This window comes from Bacillus sp. G16, from assembly GCF_021282335.1.
Taxonomy (GTDB): domain Bacteria; phylum Bacillota; class Bacilli; order Bacillales; family Bacillaceae; genus Bacillus; species Bacillus inaquosorum.
In genome coordinates this window covers 200,999-218,432 of record NZ_JAJSOZ010000007.1, presented here as the reverse complement: position 1 = coordinate 218,432, position 17,434 = coordinate 200,999, and the positions used below count along the sequence as shown (strand labels likewise).

19 protein-coding genes and 1 riboswitch are annotated in these 17,434 nt (G+C 41.6%); of the genes, 5 read left to right on the top strand and 14 right to left on the bottom strand.

The features are described from left to right. Nucleotides 1–127: 127 nt before the first annotated feature. The 4 genes from stoA to LWH95_RS11570 all read right to left on the bottom strand — a co-directional run bounded on the left by stoA (nucleotide 128) and on the right by LWH95_RS11570 (nucleotide 3,253). On the bottom strand, nucleotides 128–625 hold the full coding sequence (stoA, locus tag LWH95_RS11585; RefSeq protein WP_232919634.1) for an endospore biogenesis thiol-disulfide oxidoreductase StoA: 498 nt from the start codon (nucleotides 623–625) through the stop codon (nucleotides 128–130). Nucleotides 626–675: 50 nt separating this feature from the next. After that, nucleotides 676–2,013, bottom strand: coding sequence for a sporulation protein YkvU (ykvU, locus tag LWH95_RS11580; protein ID WP_019258247.1), 1,338 nt, complete (start codon nucleotides 2,011–2,013; stop codon nucleotides 676–678). A 117-nt stretch (nucleotides 2,014–2,130) separates the two neighbouring features. After that, complete coding sequence (locus LWH95_RS11575) at nucleotides 2,131–2,760, bottom strand: cell wall hydrolase (RefSeq protein WP_019258246.1); 630 nt, start codon at nucleotides 2,758–2,760, stop codon at nucleotides 2,131–2,133. A gap of 298 nt (nucleotides 2,761–3,058) precedes the next feature. Further along, nucleotides 3,059–3,253 carry a hypothetical protein gene (locus LWH95_RS11570; RefSeq protein WP_003238971.1) on the bottom strand — a complete coding sequence of 65 codons (195 nt, stop codon included), beginning with the start codon at nucleotides 3,251–3,253 and terminating at the stop codon, nucleotides 3,059–3,061. A 164-nt stretch (nucleotides 3,254–3,417) separates the two neighbouring features. Here LWH95_RS11570 and LWH95_RS11565 point away from each other — a divergent pair, with 164 nt between their 5' ends. Further along, nucleotides 3,418–3,603, top strand: coding sequence for a YkvS family protein (locus LWH95_RS11565; protein WP_003232446.1), 186 nt, complete (start codon nucleotides 3,418–3,420; stop codon nucleotides 3,601–3,603). Nucleotides 3,604–3,726: 123 nt separating this feature from the next. On the opposite strand, the gene LWH95_RS11560 is transcribed toward LWH95_RS11565, so the two are convergent. The 9 genes from LWH95_RS11560 to LWH95_RS11520 all read right to left on the bottom strand — a co-directional run bounded on the left by LWH95_RS11560 (nucleotide 3,727) and on the right by LWH95_RS11520 (nucleotide 10,818). Continuing rightward, nucleotides 3,727–4,017 carry a DUF3219 family protein gene (locus LWH95_RS11560; protein WP_148981661.1) on the bottom strand — a complete coding sequence of 97 codons (291 nt, stop codon included), beginning with the start codon at nucleotides 4,015–4,017 and terminating at the stop codon, nucleotides 3,727–3,729. A gap of 284 nt (nucleotides 4,018–4,301) precedes the next feature. Continuing rightward, entirely contained in the window at nucleotides 4,302–5,237 is a 936-nt protein-coding gene (locus LWH95_RS11555) for a glycosyl hydrolase family 18 protein (protein WP_148981660.1), read from the bottom strand. 93 nt (nucleotides 5,238–5,330) lie between these two features. Continuing rightward, complete coding sequence (locus tag LWH95_RS11550; protein ID WP_003238974.1) at nucleotides 5,331–5,558, bottom strand: LysM peptidoglycan-binding domain-containing protein; 228 nt, start codon at nucleotides 5,556–5,558, stop codon at nucleotides 5,331–5,333. A 15-nt stretch (nucleotides 5,559–5,573) separates the two neighbouring features. After that, entirely contained in the window at nucleotides 5,574–6,773 is a 1,200-nt protein-coding gene (locus LWH95_RS11545; protein WP_060398503.1) for a glycosyltransferase family protein, read from the bottom strand. Nucleotides 6,774–7,121: 348 nt separating this feature from the next. Continuing rightward, nucleotides 7,122–7,619: a preQ(1) synthase gene (gene queF, locus LWH95_RS11540; protein ID WP_133487669.1), complete on the bottom strand. Its 498-nt coding sequence runs from the start codon at nucleotides 7,617–7,619 to the stop codon at nucleotides 7,122–7,124. 17 nt (nucleotides 7,620–7,636) lie between these two features. Further along, nucleotides 7,637–8,368: a 7-carboxy-7-deazaguanine synthase QueE gene (gene queE, locus LWH95_RS11535; RefSeq protein WP_003238976.1), complete on the bottom strand. Its 732-nt coding sequence runs from the start codon at nucleotides 8,366–8,368 to the stop codon at nucleotides 7,637–7,639. After that, a complete protein-coding gene (gene queD / locus LWH95_RS11530) occupies nucleotides 8,361–8,810 on the bottom strand; it encodes a 6-carboxytetrahydropterin synthase QueD (protein WP_080010786.1) in 450 nt (149 codons plus the stop codon). Before queD ends, queE begins: the two co-directional genes overlap by 8 nt. After that, nucleotides 8,803–9,462 (bottom strand): 7-cyano-7-deazaguanine synthase QueC, encoded by a 660-nt coding sequence (gene queC, locus LWH95_RS11525; protein ID WP_232919633.1) that lies wholly within the window; start codon nucleotides 9,460–9,462, stop codon nucleotides 8,803–8,805. Before queC ends, queD begins: the two co-directional genes overlap by 8 nt. A 127-nt stretch (nucleotides 9,463–9,589) precedes the next feature. Then, nucleotides 9,590–9,634: riboswitch (PreQ1 riboswitch) on the bottom strand. A 140-nt stretch (nucleotides 9,635–9,774) separates the two neighbouring features. After that, nucleotides 9,775–10,818 (bottom strand): YkvI family membrane protein, encoded by a 1,044-nt coding sequence (locus LWH95_RS11520; protein ID WP_133487672.1) that lies wholly within the window; start codon nucleotides 10,816–10,818, stop codon nucleotides 9,775–9,777. A gap of 366 nt (nucleotides 10,819–11,184) precedes the next feature. Between LWH95_RS11520 and clpE the strand changes: the two genes are divergently transcribed. From clpE to motB, 3 genes are all read left to right on the top strand, one after another. Further along, complete coding sequence (clpE, locus tag LWH95_RS11515; protein WP_232919632.1) at nucleotides 11,185–13,284, top strand: ATP-dependent protease ATP-binding subunit ClpE; 2,100 nt, start codon at nucleotides 11,185–11,187, stop codon at nucleotides 13,282–13,284. Between the two features lie 384 nt (nucleotides 13,285–13,668). Further along, nucleotides 13,669–14,481 (top strand): flagellar motor stator protein MotA, encoded by an 813-nt coding sequence (gene motA, locus LWH95_RS11510; protein WP_003238984.1) that lies wholly within the window; start codon nucleotides 13,669–13,671, stop codon nucleotides 14,479–14,481. After that, the gene (motB, locus tag LWH95_RS11505; protein WP_019258238.1) at nucleotides 14,453–15,238 is read left to right on the top strand and encodes a flagellar motor protein MotB; all 786 of its coding nucleotides are present in this window, start codon (nucleotides 14,453–14,455) and stop codon (nucleotides 15,236–15,238) included. Before motA ends, motB begins: the two co-directional genes overlap by 29 nt. Nucleotides 15,239–15,277: 39 nt before the next feature. Here the strand turns inward: motB and mhqR are convergent, their stop codons facing one another. Next, the gene (gene mhqR / locus LWH95_RS11500) at nucleotides 15,278–15,715 is read right to left on the bottom strand and encodes a MarR family transcriptional regulator MhqR (protein WP_003232475.1); all 438 of its coding nucleotides are present in this window, start codon (nucleotides 15,713–15,715) and stop codon (nucleotides 15,278–15,280) included. 192 nt (nucleotides 15,716–15,907) lie between these two features. On the opposite strand from mhqR, the gene kinD reads away from it, so the two are divergent. Next, complete coding sequence (gene kinD, locus LWH95_RS11495; RefSeq protein WP_232919631.1) at nucleotides 15,908–17,428, top strand: sporulation kinase KinD; 1,521 nt, start codon at nucleotides 15,908–15,910, stop codon at nucleotides 17,426–17,428. The last annotated feature ends 6 nt before the right edge of the window (nucleotides 17,429–17,434 follow it).

Here is a 17,434-nt window from a genome sequence, read left to right as displayed (position 1 = left end):
TAATTATAGCATGCGGGAAGAAAATTTCAATTATAATTATTTTAATTTCTTTTTGATAATAATTATCATTAACATCTGTTCACCTTTCATTATATGACAAAAAAAGCTGAAAGGCTACGCTCTCAGCTTATTCTTCCGTCCATTCTTTCAGTTGTTCCGCCGTCATCGGACCTATTTTTGTTTTTTCAATTTCTCCCTTTTCATTCAATAAAAACGAGGTTGGGATCGTGATGATGCGATACTCCTTCATTAATTCCCCTTTTGAGTCAAGAACAATCGGAAACGTCAGCTTGTTTGCTTTAATAAAGTCTTCAACGGCTTGCTGATTTTGTTCCGAGTTCACTAAATTCACCGTTACCAGCTTTACGTTCTCAGATTGATGGGCATCATAAAATGATTGAAATTGCGGAAGCTCTTTTTTGCAGGGCGGACACCATGATGTCCAAAAATGCAGGATGGTTTTTTGCCCTTTATTCGGGATCGAGATATCCTCCCCTTCTATCGTTTTCATAAGAAAAACAGCGGGAACGGCAGGCTGTTTATCGTCAGCAGCTGCCACATCAGGAGACCATGCAATCATCCCCAATAACATAAGGCATACAGTAAGCAAGCGCTTCGTCAACATGGAATCTTCCTTTCATGCTTTTCAATTAGCTTGCCCCTGCTTTTTCTTTATCATCCTTCAATTCGCGGCGTTCTGTTTCCTCCCGTAAGGAAAACTGATACCCCCAGCGCTTTGCAAATCTGTGTATAGTGAAGGCTCGTCAGCAAAATCATGCCGGTGTTCATCCCCAGGATGATCCCGAGCATTTGCAGATTCTCCATTGATCCCAGCACATACATCATACTTAGGGCAACGATATGGCTCCACACGTTGTGATAAAACGCTTCTTTCACAAACCCCATCCCGATTAAACACGCCTGCAGCGGCATGACAAACAGATGAAAGAGAAAGTAAGGCCATAACAGCTGCAAGTAATACTGCGCTTCAGGAGAGTGAAAAAACAGGTGGGTCAGAGGCTCCGCAAACTGGAACATGATCCAAACAGCCGGTATACCGTAACCAAATGTAATGAAAATCGACTGCTTCAGCCTTTTTAATACGATGTCATATTGTGAGAGCGCATAGGCTTCAGAAATACTCGGAATCATGACAACCATTAGCGAGTGGGCAATGAAAGCAGGAAACGATCCTATCGTCACAGCCACTCCGGCCAGCATTCCGTATTGATCGATCGCTGCCGTTCCGGCAACGCCCGCTGCCAAAAGCGCTCCTTTTACTAAAAAGGGTTCAATCGCGTTGACAACGGCATGAAAAATGCGCAGTCCTGTTGTAGGAATTGAAACGGCAAGCAGTCTTTTTCTTACATCCTTTCCGCGCAAATGAATGTGCTGCTGGCCGGACATAGCCCGCCTCGCCATGATAAATTGTGAATATAAATAAACAAGCACGACCACATCACTCACGACTAGGACAAACAAGGAAATCAGCACAGCCATGTCCAATTCAAATGAGTACCATTGAAAAAAGAGGAATAAGCACAAGAGCTGGATGATTTTTTTCAGCGCATTGGCGATTGCGATCTTCCCCATTTTTTGCACACCCATAAAGTAACCCCTGGCGATTGAAGTAAAGGCCACAACAGGAATTAAGCCGATGACAATCCCTTTAATAAACGGGTGGTATGTATCAAATACCGGAATAAACGGAAGCGCAATGCTGGCGGCGGCAGTAGAAAATGCTGTAAATATGGCTGTCATTCTGAAAGCGTGCCTCAGCATGCTTTCATGAAGCTTAGGATTTGATTCAGCAATGAATTTAGAAATCGAGATCGGCAGTTCCAGGCTTGCGATGACAATAATTAAAAAAATCGTGGGCAAAATACTCATGTAAAGCCCCATCCCATGCTCGCCAAGTTCCCGTGCCAAAATCATATTCACCACAAATTCAAGGCATTCAGCGAAAAAGGCGGCAATGGATAAAAGAATGATCCCTTTCACAAATCGATTCATGATGTCTCCCCTTGTCTCTTGTACTACCAACATCATATGAGACAAGTTCAAAAATTATTTTATTTTTACTCTTTATATGAAAAAAAGCACAGCTGAGACAAATTGTCTCTTCTATGCTTAGATGGCAAAAACGTGCCCGCCGATTCTTTCTACGATTTTTCTTGAGCGAATCCAATCATCCGACGCTGTTTTCGGATTATAAAAGAATATAGCATCTGTTTCTCTATTTTTTGAAGACAGCGCTTCTTCGGCAGCAGCAATTGATTCTTTATCAGGCTTTTGATTAATGCTTCCGTTTGCGACCGGTTCAAAGGCGTTTTTCTGATAAATAACCCCTCTTATTGTATCAGGAAAACCTTTTTTCTCCGTCCTGTTCAGCACAACGCTTGCAACAGCGACCTTTCCTTCATAGGATTCTCCCTTAGCCTCTGCGTGAACAAGACGGGAAAGCAATTCTTTTTCAGACTGTGAATATGTTTCTTCCTTATCATTCGTTTTCTTTGGTTTTTCTTCTTCTTTCTTTTCAGTGTTCGCTGATAGCTTGATCGGTTTTATTTTTTTCTTGTCCTTATCAGCAGACAGTGAAGAGAAAGATGTGTCTGTATCTTGATTTATATGTGTAAGCAGCTTAGCTTCTTCATGTTTAGTCTTCTTTGTGCTCAGTAGTGAAGCTTGTGTATGTTCAATTTTCGAAGCAGGCATGAAACAAAGAAGAAAAACAGCCAGAGCAGTAAATTTTGTCGTCATACAGTTTCCTCCTTAAAGTGCTCAAAAAACACTTCATAACCTTAACAAGAGAACAAATCATTTTCACGGAAAAAGATTTTCCAACTCTCCCAAACAGGTACCAGGATGGAATATACCGGGTGACGCGCTGGTTACTGGCAAAAAAACAGGCTGTTTTTCTATAAATCTTGTCAACAAAAAGCATATTTATCCATTTTTTCCGATTTACATTTTATTTACGAATGTTACAGCCAATGTAATAAAAGGATGTTTTTCTGTCATATATGATAACAAGGCTTCTCACTCATGAGAAACCTTGTTAACTTCTTGGCTGTTCTAAATATTGAAACACCACATCCCCGCCTTGCTGGGCTATGCCGCGGAAATACTTAAAATCGTCTTGTTTAGATAAAACGGCCCTGAAATCAAGAAAGTCTTCTTTTTGGACTCTCAGTTCCTTTATTTCGCCAGTGCGCAGCTGCTCAATCTGTTCTGTTATGTCTTCGGGACGCAATCAAAACTCCCCCTTTTTATTCTTTGGACGAAAAACAATATATCATCTTTATAGCGCCAGGACAAATCCTTAGGGAGATAAAACTCCTTATCGCTTTACTTCTCAATGAAAATACTGCAAAATACTTTCAAAAGGAATAATTATGTTTAAAGGAGAGGAAGCTTGTGAAAATCGCTAAGGTCGGAAACGTAATTGAATTTAAAAACGGGTTAACCGGTGTTGTAGAAAAAGTAAATGAGAATTCTGTTATCGTAGATGTTACCATTATGGATAACTATCGGGATCTTGAGCTAGATTCACTGACGGTTGTCAATCATAAAAATTACAAGATCATCAGAGACTCCTATTAAAACCTCCTTTCATCCACACACTTTCGCAAAAACTGCAAGACGAGAAATTAAACACCTTACATATCAAATTTAGCTTTCTCAAAAGCTGCCGCCCGGCAGCTTTTTCACATAAAAAAACACCGATTATGAATCGGCGCTCCCGTCTGTTTCCGTTATTTCGATATGGAACTCACTGACGGTTCCCGCTTCGTACAGGTTGGTCAATGACGTTGAATAATTTGTGATTTCCCCGCGGAAGGCAAGATTCTCGTCAGGAACCTCGACTTTAAACGTTTTTTCATATAACAGGACAGCGATATCATGATAAGTCTCACTTGTGACGTGTAAGGTGAAGGCAATTTTCCTCTTCGGCTCACTCTCTTCTTGATATGCAGCCATTTCTAACGTTACATCGTTTAAACGCAATGTTTTCACTCTGTACCACTCCTTATCAGTTCATGCATCTTAACATAACTTAGCTAACGTTTACAATGAATCTGTTCGGAGCAGTTATTTTAACCATTTCTTTAAAAAAGACGCCTTTACAAACATACGTTCGATGTTTTATAATGAAACAGACGAGCTGCCATCCAGCATCCCGTCTTTTCATTAGAAGGTGGCGAGTGGCATTCCCCCCGGATTCACTCGTCTTTTTTATGTATATAATCCCCTGCATTTTCGCAGGAGAAACTATATTAACGATTATCAGTCGTCTCCGCCTATATATTTTTAAACACTTTATTCCAGAATGACGAATCCTCTTGTCCAAGACTCCAGCTGCCAAGGCCTTTCAGATTATATTTTTGAATGAGTTTTATTTTTGCTCTGAGTGACTGTTCATTTTCAAACCATAATGTATATGCTCCTGGCGGTAATGGATCCTTCTTATCGTGTTTGATCGTAAAAACAGCTTTTGGAGATTGACTCTTTGTGTCAAAAATAATTGTCCCGTTATGCCTTTTTACTAGTGAGTTAACAAGGTAAAGGGAAATGGCTTGGGAGTTAGATTGGCCTTGCATCCAGCAACGGCCGTAGAATGGCAATCCTAAAACTAGTTTTTGGGGAGAGATGTTTTGGGTTAGAGCATATTGAATGGACTTTTCCACCCATCCTACACTTGCAGTAGGCCCAGCAAGGCGGCTTTCATCATAGGCCATAACCATTAGATAGTCCGCATGTTTAGCTAAATTCTCATAATCATATGATCCGTGCCAGCCCTTCGTCCAGCCAAAAGGATTTGCCGCCACTGCAACCGATACCTCTTTACGCTTAGGAATACCTTTTCTCACCAGTCTAACAAAATCCGTAAATGCCTGCCGATCTTTCTCTGTAAGGTTTTCTATATCGATATTGACTCCGTCTAGATCTAGTTCTTCTATTACATTAGAAATTTGTTGAGCCAAAAGCACTCGGTTCTTTAATGCAGATCGTCCCAAATCCTTATCCCAATGATTGCTTAGAAAAGGAACTACTTTTAATTTTCTTCTATGAAGAGCTTTAATTACATCGGGATTAGCTGAACGGAGAAGCAATGATCCATCTTTTCTGATATAGAAAAAGTCAGGAGACACGACATTTAATACTCCGTTCGTTTGATCAACGTGTTGAATAAAATCGCAACCTAATCCAGAATAGAAATAGCTCATTTGAAACATCTCATAACCCCTTATCCCCAAAAATATCAAGTTCCCAACAAATAAAAAAATGATTGATCATTTCAATTTGTTTCGATTCCGAAACTTCATAGATTACCTCTCTCTTATCTTTATCATTTGTCCAGGGTAAATAATATCTGAAGAAAGCTTATTAAGATTCATAAGTTGTTGTACCGGAATATTAAAGGATTTGGAAATCGTCCATAGTGTATCACCAGATTCCACATGATACACTTCGTATGTCACGGGAAATTCCATATAACGAGGCGTTCTTTTTACTTTATTCGCTTGGTTTCTTGTTTTAGGTATTTTCCCCTTCATTCTTATTACTCTCCTTTAGAAAAATTTATTTTTCACATCTCTAGACCGTTTCTGTCTTATTTTAATAATTTGTCCAGCATATATTTGATCTGATTTGAAATGATTAAGCTCCATGATTTGCTGCAGAGAAACTTTATACTTCATGGCAATTTTCAATAATGTTTCACCGGGAGTAACATGATGAATCTCGTATTTTTCTTTGAGAACATCTACGTAATGTATGGTTTCCCCTACGTTCCTTATGATTCCTCTTCTTTTTAGCACCTCAATCATTCTCTCAGCTCTATGCCGATAGGAGTCATTCTTCACTGCCTTTTTACCGTTTATCTGAATCTTTTTTCTTTCGCTATCATGATTCAAATAGTATTTCACCTTTTCAAATGTTTCTTTTGGGGAGGAAGAGACGATGAGATCGCGGCCAGGTTTGAATTTACCTCGAACTGCCGGTGTATCCGATGTCAATAAAACCCCGCCGGAACCAAGAATTTCATAGGTGCGCTGCGTAAGTTGGCTTTCACAGTTTTGCAAACCGATAATGATTTTTGCTGAACTGTAAACTTTATATGCTTCAGTATAATCGAGGTATCCATGAATCCAATTGCGGGGAATTTCTTTTCCTATATGTTTACTCATTTTTTCCCAATTTTTTCCCCAAAAATCTATGCGAATCCCTTTTCGTATAAGAGGGCGAATAAGCGTTTTTAAAGAGGACGAACGAAACACTTCCGGATGTTCTTCAAGATAATTAGGGTAAGCATTAGCCACCACTGCTATATCACAACTGTATTTCTCCAATGGTTTAATCTGATGATGTATACTTTCGTGATATGCAAAGTCTAAGTGAGCTGCTTTAATCCCCATGCTTTCATAAATTTTACACAGAGAAGGTGTAACGGTGAAAACAAAATCCGGTTTCATCTTTTTAATTAACGGGATGGTAAAGTTTTGAGTGTGCAGTGGGTCTTCAGTTGCCCAATAAACGAGTGGGATATTCACCTTTTTAGTTGCGTTGCGAATCCAGGCTTGCTTTTCTCTTGAATGCTCTGGTGTCCATCCCATAGATACTATTAGATCCGGTTTAAATTCGTCTATCATTTCAGTAATATTTTCCCGGCTCACAGGACCCGAAATCATTACGGTATGGCCTGCTTCCCTAAACCCATTCGGTAAACCATAGAGCCACATGGGATGACTCTCAAGAAAAAGAATTTTCACACGTTTTCGTCCTCTCTTTCACTATTTAATGTCTACTTTATTGGTATGTATTTGTAATATAACTTGTCGCGGTACTAGTCTATAAAAAACGTTTAGGTGCGAGATGACATGATAGCTTGTGCAGATGCCCCACAAAAAAAAGCGATCTGCAACATATTTGCCTTTGATTTTGCTAGCCTTTCTGCCAAAATATTTACGTTAATAAATTGTTTTTGTGCATAAAAGAAAAAGACGTACACATTTGTACGTCTTAAATTACCTCTGCAATATCAATTTTTCACTGCATTAAGTTACACTTCAGGTTGCACCTCAGGTCACAATTTTATTGTAACTGAGTGTGACTTCTCATTAACGATTATCAATTGTCTCCGGATACAAGTCATGATTCATCATACGGTACTCGGCCATTTTCTCATACTTCGTGCCCGGCTTTCCGTAGTTTGTGTACGGATCAATGGAAATTCCGCCTCTTGGCGTGAATTTGCCCCATACTTCAATGTAGCGCGGGTCCATTAATTCAATCAAGTCGTTCATAATAATGTTCATGCAGTCTTCGTGGAAGTCTCCATGGTTTCTGAAGCTGAACAGGTACAGCTTTAATGATTTGCTTTCAACCATTTTTTCATCAGGAATGTAGCTGATGTAGATTGTCGCAAAGTCAGGCTGTCCTGTTTTCGGGCATAAAGATGTGAATTCAGGACAGTTGAATTTTACAAAGTAATCACGGTTTACATGTTTGTTCGGGAAGGATTCAAGCACCTCCGGCGCATATTCGAACAAATAATTTGTTCCTTGGTTGCCAAGCAGTGTGACACCTTCTAATTCTGATTCTTTTCTTGTCGTCATATTTATCTTCCTTTCTATTATACTCCGCGTTTGTTGCCCCATAACAGGGTGTGCAGCTGCGGAAGCACTCTGACCAGATTCAGCTCCGCATCGACAGCTACCTTATCAACAAGGGCTTCATATTTTCCAAGCAAATGTGCAATCAATGTCTGATCATCTGTCGTATGCACGTCATCATTACCGACTTGTAAATAAAACGGGATTCCTGGGTAACGCTTGTGGACCGTTTTGGCAAACTCCAAATCCTCATCATTAAAAATGACTACCTTCAAGCTGACAGCATGCTGTCTATTATTCTCTTTAAGTGAAGTCAAAATGTGATCAAGCTTTTGGAAGTTCGTCACCATTTTTGAGCTTGGCGGTTTTGGAGAAATCGTCAGATCATCGATCAGTGTAAACCAGTCTTGATAAACGGTCCCCTGGGTTTCAAGCGCTGCACGGATGTCATTTTCTTTTAGCAGTTCAATAAAAGCATCCAGCTGCTTTAACAGGGCCGGGTTGCCGCCTGAGATCGTCACGTGGGAAAACGCGTCTCCCCCAATTTCCTTAAGCTCTGCAAAAATCTCCTCAGCCGTCATCCAGCGAATATCTTTTTTAGCAGACCCGTCCCAAGTGAAGGCGGAGTCACACCAGCTGCAGGAATAATCACAGCCGGCTGTCCGGACGAACATCGTTTTCTGTCCGATCACCATGCCCTCCCCTTGAATCGTCGGGCCGAAAATTTCTAATACAGGAATTCCTTTAGCCATTCAAACCACCCTTTTTCGGACGGTAGACACAATAACTTGTCGGTGTTTCACGGACAAACACCTGTACACAGCTTGGCTTATTCTCCAATGTGTCTAAGTAAGCCTGCACCTTGTCATAAATCGTTTTCGCCACGACTTCAGTTGTCGGCAGCGAATACCGGTCGTCCTGAGAAAATTCTTCATGATCATTTAAAAGCGTATGATCATAGTTTCCGTGCACCAGTTTTTTGAGCACGCTGAAATTGACAAGGAAGCCGGAATCGTCAAGTTCGTCGCCGGCAACGGTTATATTTACGGTATACGTATGCCCGTGAACCCTGCTGCACGCTCCCGCACTTTCCCGAGGGATAAAATGAGCAGCTGAGATGTGCATGTCCTTATTCAGTTCAAATGAGTAAGGATGCTGGGCCTGCGGATAAATTTGAGATAACAATTTATGCACGCTCTCCTTTCATCGCTATATATTCTTCATAACCTTTTGAACGAAGGTGGCATGCCGGACATTCGCCGCAGCCGTCCGCGATGATGCCGTTATAGCAGGTCAGCGTGTTGTTTTTTACAAAATCAAGCGCGCCAAGCTCATCTGCAAGCTTCCACGTTTCCGCCTTATTGAGCCACATGAGCGGTGTATGAATCACAAACGGCTTCTCCATCGCCAGGTTTACCGTTACATTGCAAGATTTTACGAATTCATCACGGCAATCAGGATAACCGCTGAAGTCTGTCTCGCAAACTCCTGTAATAATGTGGCGCGCGCCAATTTGGTATGCCAGGATAGATGCAAAAGATAAGAATACCAAATTGCGGCCTGGAACGAATGTGGATGGCAGTTCACCATCTTTTGCTTCTATTTCAATATCATTTCTTGTCAGGGCATTCGGTGCAAGCTGATTTAAAAGTGACATATCAAGCAAATGGTTTTTCACACCAAGCTTTTCTGCGATAGATTTTGCCACTTCAATTTCTTGCGAATGACGCTGATTATAATGAAAAGTCACCGTTTCGACTTCTTCGAATTCCTTTAGAGCCCACAGTAAGCATGTGGTGCTGTCTTGACCGCCGCTGAATACGACAATTGCTTTTTCTTTTTTCATGATTCCTCTCCTTCTCCGCAATAAAAACGTCGGCGAGAGACATCGCTACAGCTGATTCACACAAAAAAACACCTTTTCGGAAGGTGCTCTAGAAAAACATAAAAAAGGCCGTATCCAAGGATACAGCTCGTCCTTAGTTTTTTATAGAGGGTGTAGCTAGAACCTCTCCCGCATATCGCACGGATTTTCTTCAATTTTTCACTTCTGCTATCTTACCATAATGTTGTTTTTCTTGACAATAAAAAAGTCAGCCCCTAGCTTCCCGACCAAGCACCGTTCTGCAATGACGGCTCGCTTTATTTATATATGTAATTATAAACTGCGCCGCCGGGGAGCCTTTTTGCAAATCAGGGCGCCTATGAAGGCCAGACTCACATAACCAAACAATGGATAAATCGTTGAAATGAGCTTGCCGTACCCGATTTGGCTCGTAATATAAGCCGTGGTCATAATAGCTGCAAAGATATATTTGCTTTTGATTGGAAGAAAGCTCTGCACTTGTTTTTCCAATCCATATAGATTGCCGATAACCGATGTGAACACTTCGCCGAAAATAATGAGCAAATAAATCAAATGGACAGATCGTGCAAAGAGATAAACCACTTGAGCCATCGGTATATCATACAAAAATACATCCGGGAGCATCGACAAAGACAGAAAACTCGCGGACAGCACAATCGTCAGTATCGTGCCTCCGATTAAAGCGCCTTTTTTTATCACTTTTTCCGATGACATTTCATTCGCAAGCGGAACCAAAACCGCTTGGGCAAGCGATAAATTCAAAGCGCCGTAAGAAAACGCTGATAAGAGCCAGTCCCAGCGATGCGGCCATACCCACTGAGCTATGTTCCGCGACTCGCTGAAAATAAAAGAGTCGGCCACCACAACCATAGAAAAGATGATCAAAAGAGGAACAACAAACACGTTGACACCGAAAATGCCTTTTACACCTCTAGTCATCACAATTAAGCTCAACCCAATTGTAATCAGCATCCCAATTTGAGCGGACATCCCCAGCTGCTCCTCAAAAAGCGCCCCTGCCCCAGAAAGCATAACAGATGTGACGCCGAGGAGAACAAACAGCATAAACACATTGATAATCCGGCCAGCCGTCGCCCCAAACAAGAATATGTTCATTTCTTGATATGACTTGGCATTGATTCGCTTTGAAATGATCATCAGCTTGGCTCCCAGTAACGTAAACATCCCGCCGCTGACGATAATGCCGAATAAACCGAACCAGCCGAACTTCAGAAAAAACTCAACAATTTCCCTGCCAGTCGCAAATCCAGCTCCAACTACTGTGCCGATATACACGAAAGCAAGCTGACTTGCTGATCCTTTTGATTGTTCCATTTCTCCCCTCCGAACGAACCACAGTTTTGTCCATATATGCCTTTTTATAACCTATGAGACAAGTTCCTTGAAAAGACGAAGAAAACATGTTTTACTGTGTAAACAAATCAAAAATTTTTTACGCAAATGACTTGAAAGTCAAAGATAGTCAGAGTATACTATTAATCAAAGTTGGTCAAACAAACCGACCTTTTTTAAAAATCAATTGGTCAAAGTTAGTCAAATAGTCAGACTGCTCTGAGCATATTGTTTTGAAAGCCGATAAGTTTGCCGTATACTAATAGTCAAAGAAGGTCAAATTCAAACGGCCTTTTTATTCACATCCATTGGTCAAAGAAGATCAAACTTTTAAGGAGGTTTTGGCAAATGCGTTGTCAACATTGTCATAAAAACGAGGCGACGATTCGCCTTAACATGCAAATAAATTCTGTTCATAAACATATGGTTCTATGTGAAACTTGCTATAACGAGCTGACCCGCAAACCTTCAATGAGCATGGGTCCTCAATCTTTCGGTTTTCCGTTTGAACAAGCATTCCAGCCGAAAGAACAAAACGCAGCAAAACAAAGCGAGAAAAAAGGATTGCTTGATGAGCTGGCTCAAAATATTACAAACGGTGCAAAAGCCGGTCTCATAGATCCCGTCATCGGCCGTGATGAAGAAGTAGCGCGCGTGATCGAAATTCTGAACCGCCGCAACAAAAACAATCCGGTTCTCATTGGTGAGCCGGGTGTAGGGAAAACCGCAATCGCCGAAGGGCTCGCTTTAAAAATTGCTGAAGGTGATGTTCCAAACAAACTGAAAAACAAAGAGCTTTACTTGCTTGATGTTGCATCCCTCGTTGCAAACACAGGGATCAGAGGCCAATTTGAAGAGAGAATGAAACAGCTGATCACTGAGCTGAAAGAACGAAAAAATGTCATACTGTTCATTGATGAAATTCATCTTCTCGTTGGCGCAGGCTCTGCAGAAGGTTCAATGGACGCAGGCAATATTCTCAAGCCTGCCCTTGCCAGAGGCGAACTGCAAGTCATCGGTGCGACAACACTGAAAGAGTACCGTCAAATCGAAAAAGATGCCGCACTGGAAAGACGTTTTCAGCCTGTCATGGTGCAGGAGCCTTCTATTGAACAGGCCATCCTCATTCTGCAAGGGATTAAAGACAAATATGAAGCTTACCATGGCGTGACATTCAGCGATGAAGCAATCAAAGCATGTGTGACTTTATCATCCCGCTACATTCAGGACAGACACCTGCCGGATAAAGCGATTGACTTATTGGATGAAGCTGGTTCAAAAGCCAACCTGTTAATTGATGAGCTGAATGATGAGGATGCGGCTAAACGATTAACTGCGATTGAAGCTGAAAAAACAAAAGCCCTGGAAGAAGAAAATTACGAACTGGCGGCAAAACTCCGTGATGAAGAAATCGCATTGGAGAAAAAACTGAACAGCTCTTCCGCTCATTCCGCTGTCACTGTGGAAGCTGAGCACATTCAGGATATCGTTGAACAAAAAACAGGCATCCCTGTCGGCAAACTGCAGGCAGATGAACAAACAAAAATGAAAGAGCTTGAAGCAAAACTTCATGAACGTGTGATCGGACAAGAAGCCGCTGTTCAAAAAGTGGCAAAAGCGGTAAGACGAAGCCGCGCCGGATTAAAATCCAAAAACAGACCAGTCGGCTCCTTCCTCTTTGTCGGTCCTACCGGCGTAGGGAAAACAGAGCTTTCTAAAACGCTGGCAGATGAATTATTCGGCACCAAAGACTCTATTATCCGCCTCGATATGAGCGAATACATGGAGAAACACGCCGTATCTAAAATCATCGGTTCACCGCCTGGATATGTCGGCCATGAGGAAGCTGGACAATTAACAGAAAAAGTGCGCCGCAATCCTTACAGCATCGTGTTGCTGGATGAGATTGAAAAAGCACACCCTGACGTTCAGCATATGTTCCTGCAAATCATGGAGGACGGCCGTCTGACAGACAGCCAAGGCAGAACCGTAAGCTTTAAAGACACTGTGATTATCATGACAAGCAACGCGGGTACCGGCGAAAAACAAACGAAAGTCGGTTTCCAATCAGATGACAGTGTAATCGAAGAACAAACATTGATTGATTCACTGAGCATGTTCTTTAAACCTGAGTTCCTCAACCGTTTTGACGGCATTATTGAATTTCGCTCACTGGAAAAAGAACATCTGGTCAAAATCGTCACCCTGCTGCTTGGAGAACTTGAAGAAACATTGGCAGAACGCGGCATCAGCTTGAGTGTAACAGACGAAGCGAAAGAAAAAATCGCTGAGCTGGGCTACCACCCTTCATTCGGTGCACGTCCGCTCAGAAGAACCATCCAAGAATGGGTGGAGGATGAAATGACCGATCTGCTGCTTGACAATAGCGAGATCACAAGTTTTCACGTCACTGCAGAGGATAATAAAATCAAAGTACAAGCGAAATAACGATCAGCGGTTTCCTATTTAGGAAGCCGTTTTTTTATGCATTCATACTCTTGGCTGAGAAAATACCGTCCCTTCCCCTGAAGCGCTACTCCCCTTCATCCTTTACCCTTTTCTTAAGGAGGGATGGAGCTTGTTTATATACAGTGAATATTTGTTTCTATTATTATATGAAGACCGCCTGAGGAACAGCTTGCAATCAAGCTGTCAATTTCAATACCGTTAAGAGGGCTTTTCAATTTTGAAAAGTCCGGTTTTGTTTATTTCTCCCTTCTATGCCTCTTCCTTGAATATTTCATGAACAAATTCACAATGTCCCTAAAGTTCCGGGCACCGAAACCGATATTAACCATAGACAAGCTAGTAAAAAAGGATTTGGTGAAAACTATGGATAAAACTTCGTTAATCGGTATTATTCTTGCTTTTGTGGCATTGAGCGTCGGGATGGTTCTGAAAGGCGTCAGTTTCAGCGCGCTTGCAAACCCCGCTGCCATCTTAATTATTATCGCCGGGACAATCTCAGCAGTCGTTATTGCGTTCCCAACTAAAGAAATTAAAAAAGTGCCTGCACTGTTCCGAGTGTTATTTAAGGAAAACAAACAGCTGACAATAGAGGAGCTTATTCCTATGTTCTCAGAATGGGCCCAGCTTGCGCGCCGCGAAGGCCTGCTTGCTTTAGAAGCAAGCATTGAGGATGTAGATGACGCTTTCCTGAAAAACGGGCTCAGCATGGCTGTTGACGGGCAAAGCGCGGAATTTATCAGAGATATCATGACAGAGGAAGTTGAAGCGATGGAGGACAGGCACCAAGCCGGAGCCGCTATTTTTACACAGGCGGGAACTTACGCGCCGACCCTTGGAGTACTCGGCGCAGTAATCGGACTGATTGCCGCCCTCTCTCATATGGACAATACAGATGAGCTTGGACACGCCATCAGTGCAGCCTTTGTCGCCACCCTTCTCGGTATCTTTACGGGATATGTGTTATGGCATCCTTTCGCAAATAAATTAAAGCGAAAATCAAAACAAGAAGTAAAACTGCGTGAGGTTATGATTGAAGGCGTTCTGTCCGTATTAGAAGGACAAGCACCGAAAGTCATCGAACAAAAGCTTTTAATGTACCTTCCTGCGAAGGACCGCTTGAAATTTGCAGAACAAGGAGAGGCGCAAAATGGCGAGAAAAAAGAAGAAGAAGCATGAGGACGAGCACGTTGATGAATCATGGCTGGTTCCTTACGCCGATATCCTTACTCTTCTCCTGGCATTATTTATTGTGCTGTACGCAAGCAGCTCAATTGACGCAGCTAAGTTTCAAATGCTTTCAAAATCATTTAATGAAGTCTTTACAGGCGGCACCGGTGTACTGGACTACTCCAGTGTCACCCCTCCTGAAAACGAGTCAGACGGAATCGATGAAGTGAAAAAGGAAAAAGAAGAGAAAGAGAAAAACAAGAAAGAAAGAGAAAAAGCAGCTGATCAAGAAGAGCTTAAAAATGTAAAAAGCCAGGTGGAAAAGTTCATCAAAGATAAAAAGCTGGAACATCAGCTGGAAACAAAGATGACTAGTGAAGGCCTGCTGATTACGATTAAAGACAGCATTTTCTTTGATTCTGGAAAAGCGACCATACGTAAAGTAGATGTACCGCTTGCAAAAGAGATTTCTAATCTTCTTGTGATTAATCCGCCGAGAAATATCATTATCAGCGGACATACTGATAATATGCCAATTAAAAATTCTGAATTCCAATCAAACTGGCATTTAAGTGTCATGAGAGCGGTAAACTTTATGGGGCTTCTGATTGAAAACCCTAAGCTAGACGCAAAAGTGTTCAGTGCCAAGGGCTACGGTGAGTATAAACCGGTGGCTTCCAACAAAACAGCGGAAGGCCGCAGCAAAAACCGGCGCGTTGAAGTTCTCATCTTGCCGAGAGGCGCAGCGGAAACAAATGAAAAATAGTAAAAAAGGAAGCCTTGTGACATATCAGGCTTCCTTTTTTTACTTATTATGAAATTGTTTTGCGTTTAATCCTACTCTTTTTAACATTTCTGTGCACATCTCTACCTCTTCTTCGCTTAATACGCTGATCATTTCATCAATTTCAGCAGCGTGATCAGGGAAAATATCATTCAAAAGACCGATGCCTTTTTCAGTGATTTGTGCAAATGTCACTCGTCTGTCTGTAGGAGACGCTTTCCGAATGAGGAGTTCTTTTTGCTCCAGCTTATCTACAACATATGTGATGCTCCCGCTAGCCAAGAGAATTTTATCCCCTATCTGCTGCAGCGGCTGATCGCCTTTATGGTACAACAGCTCAAGCACAGCAAATTCAGTCGGATTCAGTCCATGCTTATGAATATGTTTATTCATATGATCGTTAATAGACCGATACGCGCGCGACAGCACGATAAATAACTTCAGTGATTTTTCTGTCATGTCTCAATCATCCTTTTAGAAACCGTTACAGAGAAACATTAATAAACAAAGACCAAAATGTCAATAAAAATCTTTCCAATATTTCTCTTCTTTTTTATCATGTAAGCTGCTCAACATCTTTTTCTAATTTTTTTGGTTATTTTTTCTTATTAAAGAAGAAGAAACAATGATATAATACCTCTAATCAGGTGTATGTTGGAGCGATGCAAATTGAAAATACTAAAAGGCGCCTGCGGGAGAGTCAAACTTTATATTATACTGGTCGTGATTCCGGCAATCGTCATAAGCTTTTTCGTATATGAAAAAGAAAAAGATACAATAGCTGCAGAACATAAGCAAGAAGCGAGTGTCCTGCTGAACCTTCACCGCAACAAAATCAATTATTTAATCGGAGAAACAAAGGCGAGAATGACCTCCTTGTCCATCGCCATTGACAGACCGGTTGATATAAAGAAAATGCAGTCGATTTTGGAAAAAACCTTTGATTCAGAACCGAGATTTTCGGGTCTCTATTTTCTGAACGCCAAAGGAGACGTTACCGTAAGCACAACGGAATTAAAAACGAAAGTAAACCTGGCCGACAGATCTTTTTTTACAAAAGCGAAGGAAACAAAAAAGACAGTCATTTCAGATAGTTATTCGAGCAGAATTACAGGCCAGCCGATTTTTACCATTTGTGTTCCTGTTTTGGACTCAAAGGAAAATGTAACAGATTATCTTGTCGCAGCTATCCAAATTGATTATTTGAAAAACCTCATTAACTTGCTGAGCCCTGATGTTTATATTGAAGTGATAAACCAAGGCGGGAAAATGATTTTTACAAGCGGACAGGCCTCTCATGTAAAAGATCAGAAACCAGTCAGCGGATATCTGGATGATATCAGTTGGAATATGAAAGTATATCCGAATCCCGTCACAATAGAAGAACTGACGAAAAGCCTTGTGCTTCCACTTTCATGTATTATTGTTCTGCTGAATATCCTTTTTATTCTCGTGCTGTATTATTTGCTGAAGCGGCAAACCCAGCTTGAGCGGTCAGAAAATGAGGCGCAAAAATTAGAACTGATCGGGACGCTTGCTGCCAGCACGGCTCATGAAATCCGTAACCCGCTCACCGGCATAAGCGGCTTTATTCAGCTGTTGCAAAAGAAATATAAAGGTGAAGAAGATCAGCTTTACTTCTCCATTATTGAACAGGAGATAAAGCGCATTAATCAAATTGTGAGTGAGTTCCTCGTTCTCGGCAAGCCGACAGCTGAAAAATGGGAGCTGAACTCGCTTCAGGATATTATCGGTGAAATTATGCCGATCATCTATTCTGAGGGCAACCTATACAATGTTGAAGTTGAATTACAGTATTTAACCGAGCAGCCCTTACTCGTAAAATGTACAAAAGATCATATTAAACAAGTGATTTTAAATGTAGCAAAAAATGGCCTCGAGTCAATGCCTGAAGGAGGCAAACTGACGATCTCCTTAGGAGCTTTGGATAAAAAGGCCATTATCAAAGTCGTGGATAACGGTGAAGGGATTTCTCAGGAAATGCTCGATCATATCTTCCTTCCCTTTGTCACTTCTAAAGAAAAAGGAACCGGTCTCGGCCTTGTCGTATGTAAACGGATCGTGCTGATGTACGGAGGCTCCATTCATATCGAAAGTGAAGTGCGAAGAGGCACGGAGGTGACGATCACCCTCCCCGTATCCGCTTCATAACCCCCC

What these genes read in the sequence shown, in the direction of transcription:
- stoA (WP_232919634.1), bottom strand. Translation starts at nt 625, where the DNA reads ATGTTGACGAAGCGCTTGCTTACTGTATGCCTTATGTTATTGGGGATG.
- ykvU (WP_019258247.1), bottom strand. Translation starts at nt 2,013, where the DNA reads ATGAATCGATTTGTGAAAGGGATCATTCTTTTATCCATTGCCGCCTTT.
- LWH95_RS11575 (WP_019258246.1), bottom strand. Translation starts at nt 2,760, where the DNA reads ATGACGACAAAATTTACTGCTCTGGCTGTTTTTCTTCTTTGTTTCATG.
- LWH95_RS11555 (WP_148981660.1), bottom strand. Translation starts at nt 5,237, where the DNA reads ATGTTTCAAATGAGCTATTTCTATTCTGGATTAGGTTGCGATTTTATT.
- LWH95_RS11550 (WP_003238974.1), bottom strand. Translation starts at nt 5,558, where the DNA reads ATGAAGGGGAAAATACCTAAAACAAGAAACCAAGCGAATAAAGTAAAA.
- queF (WP_133487669.1), bottom strand. Translation starts at nt 7,619, where the DNA reads ATGACGACAAGAAAAGAATCAGAATTAGAAGGTGTCACACTGCTTGGC.
- queE (WP_003238976.1), bottom strand. Translation starts at nt 8,368, where the DNA reads ATGGCTAAAGGAATTCCTGTATTAGAAATTTTCGGCCCGACGATTCAA.
- queC (WP_232919633.1), bottom strand. Translation starts at nt 9,462, where the DNA reads ATGAAAAAAGAAAAAGCAATTGTCGTATTCAGCGGCGGTCAAGACAGC.
- LWH95_RS11520 (WP_133487672.1), bottom strand. Translation starts at nt 10,818, where the DNA reads ATGGAACAATCAAAAGGATCAGCAAGTCAGCTTGCTTTCGTGTATATC.
- clpE (WP_232919632.1), top strand. Translation starts at nt 11,185, where the DNA reads ATGCGTTGTCAACATTGTCATAAAAACGAGGCGACGATTCGCCTTAAC.
- motA (WP_003238984.1), top strand. Translation starts at nt 13,669, where the DNA reads ATGGATAAAACTTCGTTAATCGGTATTATTCTTGCTTTTGTGGCATTG.
- motB (WP_019258238.1), top strand. Translation starts at nt 14,453, where the DNA reads ATGGCGAGAAAAAAGAAGAAGAAGCATGAGGACGAGCACGTTGATGAA.
- mhqR (WP_003232475.1), bottom strand. Translation starts at nt 15,715, where the DNA reads ATGACAGAAAAATCACTGAAGTTATTTATCGTGCTGTCGCGCGCGTAT.
- kinD (WP_232919631.1), top strand. Translation starts at nt 15,908, where the DNA reads ATGTTGGAGCGATGCAAATTGAAAATACTAAAAGGCGCCTGCGGGAGA.